The following is a 12862-nucleotide window of genomic DNA, read 5'->3' on the forward strand; positions in this document are numbered from 1 at the left end:
GGCCCTGGGTGGCCAGCCCTGGGGGCCGGTCCGTGGACCGGCACGGGGGACTGGCTGGTGGACCCCGCGCCGGCCCCACTTCGAAGGAGACTGAGGGGCCATATCCGGCCCTGCCTCCGAGGAGACTGAGAGGCCGAGCCTCGCCTCCCGTATCCGGCCTCTGGGCCGAGGCTCCTCTGGGCTCGTCCTTGGGCCGGGCCTACGCCTCTGCTGAATGCCGACATTCACCCCAGCATGTGCAAGGCGGCGCCGGCCCACAACCGCAGACAGGCGTCACCAGCCTGCAAGGGGTGAAGATCCCCTCGTGCAGGTCTGCCGCGTGCACGTGACGTGATAGCACCTGGCGCAGGCGCTGGGTGTCGGGGATGTGGGGGGCGTCGCAGCCTCAGGAACGTAACGCATCTCAGGCACACGCATTCTGGGCACGCCACCGCACTCCCAAGCTTTTCGGGCACGCAGGGCATCGCAGCCGGCCAAGCCCGAGGTGCGGGGCTGGTGTGGAGCCTGGTGGGGTGATTTGTGGGGCCCGGTCCTGGTGGGGGAGTGAGGTCGGATGGGGCCTTGGGAGTGGCGGGGGCGGGGTTACGGGGATGGTGGGGGCGGGTGGAAAGCTCGGGGTTGCAGGGCTGGGGCGCTGTGGGGAGTGACAGGGGTGGAGTGGGGAGTAGCTGGGGTGGTGAGATTGGGGAGACGAGAGAAGGGCCTCACGCTGGGTGCGTGGGGCCCTTCTTTTGTTGCGAGGTCAGTCGGATCTGGTGTTGACGTAGGTGATGGCGTACTTGGTGGCTACGGAGGTCCAGGGGACGGTGATCACTACGCCGTTGCGTTCGAAGACGCGGGCCTTTTCGGCCTCGGTGCCGTACTTCTGGGGGAGGGTGGCCAGTTCGGTGGCCTTGCCGGTGGCGGCGTCCAGGCGGATGAGGCGGGGGGCCAGGTCGCGGCGGTCGCCGGTTTCCACGGCCAGCAGGCCCTGGTCGTCGGCGCGGACGTAGGTGAGGATCGTGTCGTGGGTGCCGGACGACTCCCACAGCTGCTTGCCGGTCTTCAGGTCGTAGGCGAGGGCCTTGTTGCGGGAGCGCATGCTCTGCGGGACGTTCTCCGGGAACGTGGCCAGGTAGAGGCGGTCGCCGTGGATGGTGTAGCGGTGCTGTTCGAACAGGCCGTTGACCAAGGCCACGGTGTTCATGGCGAGCATGTCCACCTCGGGGGTCTTGAACTCGGTCACCTTGGTGGCGGCGTCGGAGTAGACCGTGAAGTTGTTCTGGCCGCCGGACTCGCTGCGGATGATGGCGGGAGAGGCTGACAGAAGGCTGGTCATGAGGCTGAGCTGGCCCAGCGTGGCCTGCTTGGTGATCTTGCCGGTCTTGGGGTCGAGGTACTGGAGGCGGGTGCCGCCTCTGAAGGTGCAGTCGAGGATGACGGCGACCCGGGTGGGGGCGGTGTTGATGTCCTTCACATGGCAGCCGTCGTCGGCGGCCGCCGTGGCGCTCCACAGTTTGCGGCCGTCGGAGAGGCGGTAGGCGGCCACCGCGTCGTCCAGCTCGGTGACGGCCACGCCGTCGGCGCTCATGATGCGGGGGACGTTGATGGAGTTCGCGAGGGTGGACTTCTCGGCCGGGATCTTGATCTTCCAGGTGAGCTTGCCCGTGGTGGCGTCGATGCCGGCCAGGTGGTCGCACGAGTTGCTGCTGCCGTACGCGATGGCTGCCTTGCCGCCGGACAGGTCCGGGGTGGCGCCGCAGAGCTGGGCGCCCGGCGAGGGGATGCCCCAGGAGCGTTTCCCGGACGCCAGGTCGTAGGCCAGGACGCCGTCCTTCTGGGCGCGGATGACGACCTTGTCGGTCATCCAGCTGCCGAAGGCCAGGGCGGTGGTGAAGTCCCAGCTGCCGGCGTTGGGGAGGGGGACGTCCCATTCTGCTCCGTCGCCGGATGCGGTGGTGCCGCCGGCGGTCGTGCCGGTGGTGGCGACGAACCAGGCGGTGCCCGTGCTGACGGAGAGGAGGACCACGGCCGCGCCGGTGGCCAGCAGGGCGGTCTTCCACTTGGGCCGGGGGCTCTGCTGCGGGGGTGCGGGATGGCCGCCGTACGGTGTGCCACTGCCGGGTGCGGGGGGCTGCGGAGGTTGGCCGTAGGGCGAGGGAGCGCCGGGGGAGGGATGGTTCGGTGGGTACGTGGGCTGGTTGCCCGATGGCGGTGGGTATGCGGCTGGGTTGGCCGTTGGCGGGGCGTACGCGCCTGCCGCGGGCTGGGGAGGAGGAGCGTAGGGGTTGGCGGGCGGTTGCGGGTAGTCCGCGGGTGGGTAGGCGGCTGGGCCCGTGCCTTGCGGGGGGTACGCGGCCGGGTTCTGGGGCCACGGCTGCGCGGGCGGAGGGTAGGAGCCGGGATTGGGAGCCGGCTGGCCGTACGGGTTGGGGGGTTGGGAGCCGTACGGGCCGGGTGGGGTGTTGGAGTGGTCGGTCATGGTTGTTCCCCGTTCAGGCCAGCTGCCCGCGGACGTACGACGCCCACTGCCGTTCGAAGTCCGCCTTGCGCACGCCCAGCACCTTGAACAGTGCCGCCTCGCTGTCGTCGCCCTTGGCCCGGTAAGCCGCGACCACCGCGCCGGTCAGCTTCTGCTCGCCGTACCGCTGGGCGATGTAGCGCATGGCCAGGTGTCCCATCAGGTAGTGCACGTTCGTCATGCCGTTGGCGTCCCACGACGGGTTGTCGGGGAGCCGGTCCGAGAATCGGGTGCTGAGGCGGCCGGCCAGGTAGGCGCGGCCTTCCTGGAAGCGGATGTTCTGGTTGATCGGGTGGCCACGGTTGGCGGAGTACTCGGCGAAGCCCTCGACGACCCAGTTCGGCTTGCCGAAGAGGGAGAAGTCGGCGCTGTCCAGCCCGGCCAGGAGGGAGTGGGCCAGCTCGTGCGTGCTGATCTCCTGGATGCCCTCGGACGACCGGAAGAAGGACGAGGTGGTGTCCATGACCACCCGGGTGCCGCCGACCTTGACGTCGTCGCCCAGGGAGGCCCAGGCGAGCATGGGGATGGACACGCCCGCTTCGTGCGCCTTCTCCTTGCGGAACAGGTTGCCGAGCTGGCTCTGCCCCTCGACCAGCGCGACCGCGAACCCGGCCGGCACGGGTGCGGTGGCGTCGCCGTTGCGCTTCCAGAAGTCCAGGTTCTTCTTCGCCGCACTGGCGATCGCCGGGGCGACGCGCCTGGCCATGGCCGCGTCCTGGGGACGGGCCAGGACGATGCTGGCGCCCGCGCGGACCACGGCGATGTCGGGCCAGATGTCCCACGGGCCCGGGTAGTACACGGACTTGGAGCCCTCGCTCACCATGGGCGGCGGCGCGCCGTCCACCTTGGTGACGACCAGTGGCGCGTCCTTGGACGCCTTCTCCAGCGTCCAGCGGTACCACTCCGAGACCGGCCGCAGGTCGATGCCGGCGAACCGGTGGACGAAGGCGACGTCCTGGGTGAACTTCAAGGCCCGCCCGAAGCTGTCCTCGGCGCGGCCCTCGCGACGCATCACCTTGTACGACGCCTCGCTGAGCGGCACCTTGCGCAGGTTCGTGAACACCTTTCGCTGGTCGCGGACGAGCGCCGCGTTGCCCTTGTCGAAGATCGAGGTGAACGCGTCGGCGTTCCCGCTGCTCAGCGCCTTGCCGTGCTCGTAGACCAGCTTCTCGATCTCCTGGTCGGTGACGACCACGGCGTTCGGGTCGCCCTTGCCCGACGCCTCCTGCCGGCGCAGCGGGTCCTCGACGCCGCCGATGCGCCCGCGCAGGACGAGACCGACGCCGGCGCCCACGGCGATCGCCACCACGAGCGAGACGATGCCCATGGTGACCCAGAAGCCGGTCCGGCGCCTGGGCGGAGGAAGAGGATTGGGTGGAGGTGGTGGTGGTGGCGGCTGCATGGCCGGCCACTGTTGCTGCTGTTGCCCCTGATACTGCGGATAACTCGGCCCCGTTGTCACTTTTGCCCCGAGAGTGCTGGGAAACCCCGAAAGAGGGGAATCGTACCAGTGGCCACATCGCGCGTCTTCGGGGTGGTCGGGTTCTTTGTGGGGTGGCGAGAAGGTGAAGATGATTTCCGGCGACTCGTAGCGCGGTGTTGCCATTCTTCGTGATAATTCACCGCATGATCGCGGGCAGCGTGAGGACGCTTCCACGGCTGGCCCTCGCGCTCGCCCTCCTGCCACCGCTGCTCGTCCCGGACAGGGCCGCGGGGACGGCGCTGAGCACGTACGCGACGCCGGGGCCGGTGAGCGCGCACGCGGTGGTTCCGGGGACGGCAAGCGTGCACAACGTGCGCGCCACGCCAGGGCCGGTACGCATGACGCACCGCCTCGGCCCTCCGGCGATCGCCGGGAAGGTCCCGGCCAAGAAGCCGAAGGCAGTGAAACCCGTCCCGGCCAAGAAGATCACCAAGCGGCTCGACCGCTTCCTGGCGGGCCGGCCGGGCCCGGTCACGGCCATGGTCAGGGATCTGACGTCCGGCCGCGTCTACCGCTACCACCCGGGCGAACGGCTGATCACCGCCAGTACGGCCAAGGTCCAGATCCTGATGGCGCTGCTGCTCGGGAAACCGTGGCGCAAGCTGCCCGAGCCCGTCAGGCGCGACGCCGAGCTCATGATCCGCTACAGCGACAACCACGCGGCCGACCGCCTCTGGTTGCGGATCGGTGGCGCGGCGGGCTTCACCGAGGCCGGCCGGAGGTTCGGGCTCGGGCACACCAGGGGCGTCCCGGGGGACTGCGTCGACCTCTACTGCTGGGGCATCACCGAGACGTCGGTGGACGACCAGGTCCGCCTGATGAAGGCGCTGGTGTCCGGGAAGAGCCCGCTCAAGGCGAAGGAGCGCGCGCAGGCGCTCAGGCTCATGGGCGCGGTCGTCCGCGGCCAGGACTGGGGCGTCTCCGCCGCGGCCTGCGCGGGCGAGCGCGTGCGCCTGAAGAACGGCTGGCTGAAGCGCGTCTCCAACGGGCGCTGGGCCACCGTCAGCGTGGGGCTGATCCGGGGCCGCGGCCACGACTACGCGGTCGCCGTCCTCACCGAGGGCAGCGCCGAGGTGGGGGACGGCATCGCGACCGTCGAGGGCGTCGCCGAGCGGATCATGCGGGACTTCCGGAAGTGCCCGGCGTGACCAGCCGGTAGCCGACGCCGCGCACGGTCTGGATGAGCTGGTCGTCGTTGTCGCCGAGGCGCGCGCGCAGCCGTTTGACGTGCACCGCGATCGTGTTCGTCGACGTGGTCGCGGCGGCGTGCCACACGTGCCGCATGATCTGCTCGCGGGTGACCGTGCGGTCGGCGTTGCGCATCAGGTACTGCAGCAGCTCGAACTCGCGCAGCGGGAGGTGCACGGCGCGGCCGTCGACGCGTACCTGGTAGGCCTGGACGTCCAGTTCGACGCCGCCGACGGCCAGCAGCTTGCGGGACTCGGGGGAGGCCGCCTGGATGAACGGCAGCAGTTCCGGCACCCGGTACGGCCGGGCCACGCAGGCCGCCGCCCCCGCCGCGAGCGCGCGTACGGCCTGCTCGGCGTTCCCCTCGCCGACGCCGAGCAGGACCGGTACGGCTCGCGCGAGCCGTACCGCGCGGACGAAGTCGACCGCGTCGATGACCGGGAGCGTGGCCGACACGAGCACCACGTCCGGCTGCAGCGCCCCCGCCTGGAGCAGCCCTTGGGCGCCGTCCGCCGCGCCGGTGACGGCCACGCCCTCGCGTTCCAGCGCCGTGACCAGGTCATCGACCACGGCGTCGTCGGGGTCGGCGATGAGCAGTACGGGCTTGGTCCGCGTGTCCCCGTTCATCGTGGATGCCGCCTGCTGTGGGGTCATCAGCCGAAGCGTCCCGTGATGTAGTCCTCTGTCGCCTTCTCCGAAGGGTTGGTGAACATGCGGGAGGTCTCGTCCATCTCGATGACCTTGCCGGGCTTGCCCTGGGCGGCCAGGTTGAAGAACGCGGTCCGGTCGCTGACCCGGGCGGCCTGCTGCATGTTGTGGGTCACGATCACGATCGTGAACTCTTCCTTGAGCTGGGCCATCAGGTCCTCGATGGCCAGCGTCGAGATCGGGTCGAGCGCCGAGCACGGCTCGTCCATGAGCAGGACCTGCGGCTTGACCGCGATCGCGCGGGCGATGCACAGGCGCTGCTGCTGGCCGCCGGACAGGCCGGCGCCGGGCTTGTTCAGCCGGTCCTTGACCTCGTTCCAGAGGTTGGCGCCCTTCAGCGACTCCTCCACGACGCCGTCGAGGGTGGACTTGCCGATCCGGCCGTTGAGGCGGAGCCCGGCGGCCACGTTCTCGTAGATCGACATCGTGGGGAACGGGTTGGGGCGCTGGAAGACCATGCCGACCATCCGCCGGACCGAGACGGGCTCGACGGTGGGGGCGTACAGGTCTTCGCCGTCGAGCATGACCTTGCCCTCGACGCGGGCGCCGGGGATCACCTCGTGCATGCGGTTGAGCGTGCGCAGGAACGTCGACTTGCCGCATCCGGACGGGCCGATGAACGCGGTGATCGAGCGCGGCTCGATGGTCATCGACACGTCCTCGATCGCCTTGTGCGACCCGTAGTACGCGTCGAGGCCCGAGACCTGGATCTGCTTGGACATTGTGGCGGTTACCCCCTATCGGCCCCTGGCGGGCCTGCGCCACCAGGCGATCAGGCGCGCCACCAGATTGAGCAGCATGACGATCAGGATCAGCGTGAGGGCTCCGGCCCAGGCGCGGTCGATGGCGGTGTCGTTGGGACGGGCCGCCTGGTCGAAGACGAAGAGCGGAAGGCCCATCTGCGGCCCGCTGAACGGATCGTTGTTGATGGAGTCGGTGAAGAACACCGTGAGCAGCAGCGGCGCGGTCTCGCCGGCCACGCGGGCGACGGCCAGCATGACGCCGGTGACGATGCCGGTGAACGCGGTCGGCAGCACGACCTTCAGGATCGTGCGCCACTTGGCCACGCCCAGCGCGTACGAGGCTTCGCGCAGGTCGTTGGGCACCAGCCGGAGCATTTCCTCGGCCGATCTGACCACGGTCGGCATCATCAGGATCGACAGCGCCAGCGCGCCGGCGAAGCCGGAGAACGGGTTGCCCAGGAAGAGCACCCAGAAGGCGAGGATGAACAGGCCGGAAACGACTGAAGGGACGCCGGTCATGACGTCCACGAAGAAGCTGATGGCCCGGCTCAGGCGGCCGCCGTGGCCGTACTCGACCAGGTAGATGGCGGTGAACAGGCCGATCGGGACCGAGATGAGCGAGGCCAGCAGGACCTGCTCCAAGGTGCCGATGATGGCGTGGTAGGCGCCGCCGCCGACGTCGCGGGCGCCGATGTTCCGCATCGAGTGGGTGAGGAACTCCAGGTCGAAGCGGGCCAGGCCGTTCGAGATCACCAGCCAGAGGACCGACACGAGCGGCACCACGGCCAGCGCGAACGCCAGGTAGACCAGCCCCTGGACGAACCTGTCCTTGATCCGGCGGCCGGTCGAGATGTGCTGGATGGTCATGCCCCCACCGCCCTGAACTCCTTGCGCCGGTTGATCACCATGCGTGCGCCCATGTTGACCAGCAGCGTGATGACGAACAGCACCAGACCGGAGGCGATCAGCGCGCCCCGGCCGACCTGCGTGGCCTCGCCGAAGCCGTTGGCGATGTTGGCCGCGATGCTGTTGGCGTGCGGGGTGAGGATCTCGAAGCTGAGGTCGAAGGTGGCGGGGAAGATCAGCGCGACCGCGATGGTCTCGCCCATCGCGCGGCCGAGGCCGAGCATGGCGGCGCTGATGACGCCGGGCCGGCCGAACGGCAGCACGGCCATCCTGATCATCTCCCAGCGGGTGGCGCCGAGCGCCAGGGCCGCCTCCTCGTTCATCTTCGGGGCCTGGAGGAAGACCTCACGCGAGATGGCCGCGATGATCGGCAGGATCATGATCGCCAGGACGATGCCGCCGGCGAGCATGGTCTTGCCGCCGATGGCCCCCTCGCCGGAGAACAGCGGGAACCAGCCGAGGTGCTCGTTGAGCCACTGCGACGGCGTGCGCAGCAGCGGCACCAGGAACGTCACGCCCCACAGGCCGTAGACGACGCTGGGCACGGCGGCCAGCAGGTCGACCAGGTAGCCGAGCGGCCCTGCCAGGCGACGGGGCGCGTAGTGGGAGATGAACAGCGCCACGCCCACCGCGATGGGGGTGGCGATGACCAGCGCGATCGCCGAGCTGAGGACGGTGCCGAAGGCCAGCGCGCCGATGCCGAAGACCTGGCTGCCGTTGGGCTCCCAGATCAGGTCGGTGAAGAAGTTGCCCTTGTTCGCCTGCAGGGCCGGGACGGCCTCGCTGATGAGGAACACGGCGATGGCCGCCATGATCCCCAGCAGCAGGACGCCGGCACCGGTGGAGACGAACTTGAAGGGGCCTTCACCATGGCTGCGCCGCGAGGCGGACCGGCGCGTGGCCGGCCCGCCCCCACGGGTACGAACGTTGGTCGTCATGTTGTGCTAGGAGATCGCGCCGACGGCGGTGCGGACCTTGGTGAGCAGCTCGCCCGCGAGCGGGGCGTAGCCGAGGTCCTTCAGCGCGGCCTGGCCCTCGTCGCTGGAGGTGTAGGTGAGGAACTCCTTGACGACCTTGGCCTGCTCGGGCGCGAGGCCCTTCTCGCAGGTGATCTCGTACGTCACCAGCACGATCGGGTACGCGCCCGCCGTCTTGGTGGCGTAATCGATGCTCAGCTTCAGGTCGTTGCCGGTGCCGGTGATCTCGGCGGTCTCGACCGTCTTGGCCGCGCTGTCGGCGGTCAGCTCGACGAACTCGCCGGAGCCGTTGGCCACCTTGGCCTTGCTGAGCTGGGAGTTCTCGGCGTAGGAGAGCTCGACGTAGCCGATGGAGCCCTCGGTGCTCTTGACGCTGGCCGCGACCTGGTCCGAGCCCTTGGCGCCCTGGCCCTTGGCCTCGGCGGGCCAGGCCTTGGCGGGCTCGTACGGCCAGCCGGCGGTCGCCTTCAGGAACTTGGTGAAGTTGTCGCTGGTGCCCGACTCGTCCGAGCGGTGGAAGGCCGAGATCGGCGTGGACGGGAGCTTGGCGTCGGGGTTGTCGGCCTTGATGGCCGCGTCGTCCCACTTGGTGATCTTGCTGTCGAAGATGCCGCCGATGGTCTTGGGCGACAGCTGCAGGCCGTCCACGCCGGGCACGTTGTAGACCACCGCGACCGGGCCGGTCACCATCGGGATGTTGATGGCCTTGCCGGTCTTGCACCGGGCGTCGGCCTGGGCGGGCTCGCCCTTGTCGTCCTTGAGAGCGGAGTCCGAACCCGCGAAGTCGACCGTGCCCGCGATGAACGACTGCACACCGGCACCCGAACCGCTCGGCTGGTAGTTCAGGCTCACGCCCGAGTTCTTGGCCTGGAAGTCCTTCTTCCACTGGTCGATCGCGTTGGCCTGGGCCGAGGAGCCGGCGGCGTTGATGGTGCCGCTCAGGCCGTTGTCGTTGCCCGCGGCGGGGGCGCCGGCGGAGCTGGTGCCGTTCGTGCCCCCGGAGCTGTTGTTGTCTGTGCCGCACGCAGCGAGCGAGAGCGCGCCGACGACGGCGACGGCGGCGAGCCGGCCTGCATACTTCACGGTTGGGTTCCCCTCACTTGGTCCTTAGTCGTCCATGAAGTTATGCAGGCAAAGTGACTCAGACCCCCCAACAAGGGTGAACGTTCGGTGAACGCGCCTGGTCGTCTCCATCAATGTGACCAGCGAAGATGGGATACATGAGCTATCGCGTGTGTCTCGTGTGCATGGGCAACATCTGCCGTTCCCCGATGGCGGAGGTGGTGCTCCGCCGGACCCTGGAGGAGCGTGGGCTCGGCGGCCGGGTCGTCGTCGAGAGCGCGGGCACCGGCGGCTGGCACGCGGGCGATCCGATGGACGAGCGGGCGCTGGGCATCCTGGCCGAGCACGGCTACGACGGCGCCGCCCACCGCGCCAGGCAGTTCACGCGGGACTGGTTCGACCGTTACGACCTGGTGCTGGCGATGGACCGGGACAACGTGGCCAACCTGCGCCGCCTGGCGCCCGCCGACGTCGAGGTGCGCCTGTTCCGTTCGTTCGATCCCGGCGCGCCGGACGGCGCCGAGGTGCCCGACCCCTATTACGGTGGCCGCGAGGGTTTCGAGGAGGTGCTGACCATGCTGGAGACGGCCTCGAAGGGCGTGGCCGCCCACATCGCCGATGAGATCGACTGAGGACCTCGGCTCCTCCCACGGCTGCCGGCTGCAGCGCGGCGTGCTGGAGGACGGGCGGCAGGTGTTCGCCAAGATCGGTCCTGCCTCCGACGTGTTCGCCTCCGAGGCCGCCGGGTTGCGCTGGCTGGGAGAGGCGATCACCGTGCCCGAGGTCGTGGAGGCCGGCCCCGACCGGCTGGTGTTGTCGTGGGTGCCGCAGGAGGCGCCCACCGCCGAGGCGGCCCTGCGGTTCGGCCGTGACCTGGCCCGTCTGCACCGCGCCGGGGCGGCCGGGTTCGGCGCGCCCTGGCCGGGGTTCATCGCCGAGTTGCCCATGGACAACTCGCCCGACGGCGACTGGCCGTCCTTCTACGCCTCCCGGCGGGTGTTGCCGTTCCTGCGCCGGGCGCGGCTGCCGGCCGCGGACGTGAGGCTGGTCGAGCGGGCCGTGGAACGGTTCGCCGAGGTGGCCGGGCCGCCCGAGCCGCCCGCCCGCGTCCATGGGGACCTGTGGAGCGGGAACGTGTTGTGGTCCGGCGGCACCGGGGTGCTCGTCGATCCGGCGGCCCACGGCGGGCACCGGGAGACGGACCTGGCCATGCTCGCCCTGTTCGGGCTGCCGTACCTGGATCGGGTGATGGGGGCGTACCGGGAGGAGTTCCCGCTCGCGCCGGGGTGGCGGGAGCGGGTGCCGCTGCACCAGCTCCATCCGCTGCTGGTGCACGTGGTCCTGTACGGAGCCTCCTACCGCGACTCATTGCTGGATGCGGTCGCCCGGGTGTTGTCGCTCTGAACAACCGATAAAGAAATAGGGGATCCAGCCGCGCGAAGCATTTCTCCGCCCAAGGGGAGGAAAGAGGACGGCGGCCGGGTAAAGTTGGCGGATTTCGTATCCGGCGGCCCCGGCCGAAAACTCATTAAGGCGTTTCCTTCTTCCCCCTGAGTAAATTGGAGGGCGCATGGCGGACGACCCCACGCACGGCGCACTGGCCCTGACCCCGCTGGTCTGGGGGCCGCCCGGAGCCCGGCCCGACGAACGCAGGCTGCGCCAGCTCGGGCAGGCGCTGGCCGAGGTGCTGACGGGTCGCCGCCCGCCGGAGTCGGTGGCCGACCGGCTCACCGGCCGGGCCTACCGCGACCTCGTCAGGGCAGGGCAGATGATCTCCGCCGATCGGCCGCCGTTCGTCGGGAGCCCGCACGTCAAGGAGCCGCGGGAAGGGGCCGTCGAGATGTGCGTGCTGGTGCACTGCGGCGAGCGCAGTCACGTTCTGGCCGTACGGCTGGAGCGGCACGGCCACCGATGGTTGTGCACCGACTTCGAGACGGCCTGAAGCGGGCTCTCAGGAGGTGATCGTGGTGCCGTTGAGCCGGTTCAGCACCTCGTCGTGGAGGGCGCCGTTCGTGCAGACCAGGCTGCCGCCCTCCAGGCCGCGCACGCCGGCGAGGTCGGTCCAGACGCCGCCGGCCTCCTCGACGATCACGGTGAGGGCCGCCATGTCCCAGGGCGACAGCTCCGGCTCGGCGGACACGTCGGCCGAGCCCTCGGCGACCATCATGTGCGACCAGAAGTCGCCGTACGCGCGGGTGCGCCAGCAGGCGCGGCCGAGGTCGAGGAAGTTGTCCAGCTTGCCGAGCTTCTCCCAGCCGCCGAAGCTGGAGTAGGAGAAGGAGGCGTCCTCCAGCCTGGTGACCGAGGAGACGCTCATCCTGGAGGCCTTGGCCAGGCTCCTGCCGGTCCAGGCGCCGCCGCCGGTCGCCGCCCACCAGCGACGGCCGAGCGCGGGGGCCGACACCAGGCCGACGACGACCTTGCCGTACTCCATGAGGGCGATCAGCGTGGCCCACACGGGCACGCCGCGCACGTAGTTCTTGGTGCCGTCGATGGGGTCGATGATCCACGACCGGGCTCCCCACCCGGTCTTGCCGAACTCCTCGCCCACCACCGCGTCACGCGGCCGGGCCCGGCGCAGCGTGCCGCGGATGGCCTCCTCGACGGCGCGGTCGGCGTCGCTGACCGGCGTCAGGTCGGGCTTGGTCTCGACCTTGAGGTCGACCGCCTTGAAGCGCCGCATGGTCAGGTCGTCGGCGGCGTCCGCCATGACGTGAGCGAGGCGTAGATCGTCGTTGTAACCCTGCACGGTCAGCCACGCTATCGCGTCGGTCGTGCCGGACATCAGTCACCGGAGCCTCTTTTCTGGTAACTCCCTTTTCACCTACTGACCAGTAACATGTCTCCTATGTCCACTGATGTAGGTGCCTTCCTTCTCGAAACCGTTCCATTCGCCCGTACGTTGGGGATCGTGTTCGACTCGGTCGAGGACGGCCGGGCGGAATGCCGGCTGCCCGACCGGCCCGAGCTGCACAACCACGTGGCCGGGCCGCACGCGGGCACGCTGTTCACCCTGGCCGAGTCGGCGTCGGGCGCGGCGGTGCTGTCCAGGTTCGGCGACCAGCTCAGCCGCAGCGTGCCGCTGCCCACGACGGCGACCATCGAGTTCCGGAAGGTGGCCCTGGGGGAGGTGCGGGCCGAGGCACGGGTGGCCGCGTCGAGGGAGGAGGTCGTCGGCAAGCTGGACGCCGGCGAGCGGCCGGTCTTCGACGTGCTGGTCGACGTGCGCGACGCGGCCGGCACCCTGGTCTCCAGCCTCACCGTCACCTGGACGCTGCGCCCCAACCGCCCCTGA

The 12862-nt window shown here is 69.9% G+C and carries 13 protein-coding genes; 5 read left to right on the top strand and 8 right to left on the bottom strand.

The features are described from left to right. Positions 1 to 742 precede the first annotated feature (742 nt). Both ABZ444_RS41760 and ABZ444_RS41765 read right to left on the bottom strand, forming a co-directional pair. The gene (locus ABZ444_RS41760; RefSeq protein WP_358009491.1) at positions 743 to 2008 is read right to left on the bottom strand and encodes a PQQ-binding-like beta-propeller repeat protein; all 1266 of its coding nucleotides are present in this window, start codon (positions 2006 to 2008) and stop codon (positions 743 to 745) included. Between the two features lie 466 nt (positions 2009 to 2474). Continuing rightward, a complete protein-coding gene (locus ABZ444_RS41765; protein ID WP_358009492.1) occupies positions 2475 to 3827 on the bottom strand; it encodes a hypothetical protein in 1353 nt (450 codons plus the stop codon). A gap of 314 nt (positions 3828 to 4141) precedes the next feature. On the opposite strand from ABZ444_RS41765, the gene ABZ444_RS41770 reads away from it, so the two are divergent. After that, on the top strand, positions 4142 to 5131 hold the full coding sequence (locus ABZ444_RS41770) for a serine hydrolase (RefSeq protein WP_358009494.1): 990 nt from the start codon (positions 4142 to 4144) through the stop codon (positions 5129 to 5131). On the opposite strand, the gene ABZ444_RS41775 is transcribed toward ABZ444_RS41770, so the two are convergent. From ABZ444_RS41775 to pstS, 5 genes are read right to left on the bottom strand one after another with little or no spacing between them, the layout of a single operon-like run. After that, positions 5100 to 5825, bottom strand: a complete 726-nt coding sequence (locus ABZ444_RS41775) for a response regulator transcription factor (RefSeq protein WP_358009496.1) — start codon at positions 5823 to 5825, stop codon at positions 5100 to 5102. The two genes, ABZ444_RS41770 and ABZ444_RS41775, sit on opposite strands and share 32 nt — an antisense overlap. Beyond that, complete coding sequence (pstB, locus tag ABZ444_RS41780) at positions 5825 to 6601, bottom strand: phosphate ABC transporter ATP-binding protein PstB (RefSeq protein ID WP_358009498.1); 777 nt, start codon at positions 6599 to 6601, stop codon at positions 5825 to 5827. The genes ABZ444_RS41775 and pstB overlap by 1 nt, the downstream gene beginning before the upstream one ends. Positions 6602 to 6616: 15 nt before the next feature. Next, entirely contained in the window at positions 6617 to 7489 is an 873-nt protein-coding gene (gene pstA / locus ABZ444_RS41785) for a phosphate ABC transporter permease PstA (protein ID WP_358009500.1), read from the bottom strand. After that, positions 7486 to 8466, bottom strand: a complete 981-nt coding sequence (gene pstC, locus ABZ444_RS41790) for a phosphate ABC transporter permease subunit PstC (protein ID WP_358009502.1) — start codon at positions 8464 to 8466, stop codon at positions 7486 to 7488. The genes pstA and pstC overlap by 4 nt, the downstream gene beginning before the upstream one ends. Before the next feature lie 6 nt (positions 8467 to 8472). Continuing rightward, a complete protein-coding gene (gene pstS / locus ABZ444_RS41795) occupies positions 8473 to 9588 on the bottom strand; it encodes a phosphate ABC transporter substrate-binding protein PstS (protein WP_358009504.1) in 1116 nt (371 codons plus the stop codon). A 137-nt stretch (positions 9589 to 9725) separates the two neighbouring features. Here pstS and ABZ444_RS41800 point away from each other — a divergent pair, with 137 nt between their 5' ends. From ABZ444_RS41800 to ABZ444_RS41810, 3 genes are all read left to right on the top strand, one after another. Then, complete coding sequence (locus tag ABZ444_RS41800) at positions 9726 to 10199, top strand: low molecular weight protein-tyrosine-phosphatase (RefSeq protein WP_358009506.1); 474 nt, start codon at positions 9726 to 9728, stop codon at positions 10197 to 10199. Then, positions 10186 to 10971 (top strand): fructosamine kinase family protein, encoded by a 786-nt coding sequence (locus ABZ444_RS41805; protein ID WP_358009508.1) that lies wholly within the window; start codon positions 10186 to 10188, stop codon positions 10969 to 10971. The genes ABZ444_RS41800 and ABZ444_RS41805 overlap by 14 nt, the downstream gene beginning before the upstream one ends. A 166-nt stretch (positions 10972 to 11137) precedes the next feature. Next, positions 11138 to 11509, top strand: a complete 372-nt coding sequence (locus tag ABZ444_RS41810) for an Rv3235 family protein (protein WP_357985100.1) — start codon at positions 11138 to 11140, stop codon at positions 11507 to 11509. A gap of 9 nt (positions 11510 to 11518) precedes the next feature. On the opposite strand, the gene hisN is transcribed toward ABZ444_RS41810, so the two are convergent. Next, positions 11519 to 12316: a histidinol-phosphatase gene (gene hisN, locus ABZ444_RS41815; RefSeq protein ID WP_357985133.1), complete on the bottom strand. Its 798-nt coding sequence runs from the start codon at positions 12314 to 12316 to the stop codon at positions 11519 to 11521. A 90-nt stretch (positions 12317 to 12406) separates the two neighbouring features. Here hisN and ABZ444_RS41820 point away from each other — a divergent pair, with 90 nt between their 5' ends. Next, entirely contained in the window at positions 12407 to 12862 is a 456-nt protein-coding gene (locus tag ABZ444_RS41820) for a DUF4442 domain-containing protein (protein WP_358009509.1), read from the top strand.

Origin of the sequence: Nonomuraea sp. NPDC005730 (assembly GCF_040630865.1) — a bacterium.
Taxonomy (GTDB): Bacteria; Actinomycetota; Actinomycetes; order Streptosporangiales; family Streptosporangiaceae; genus Nonomuraea.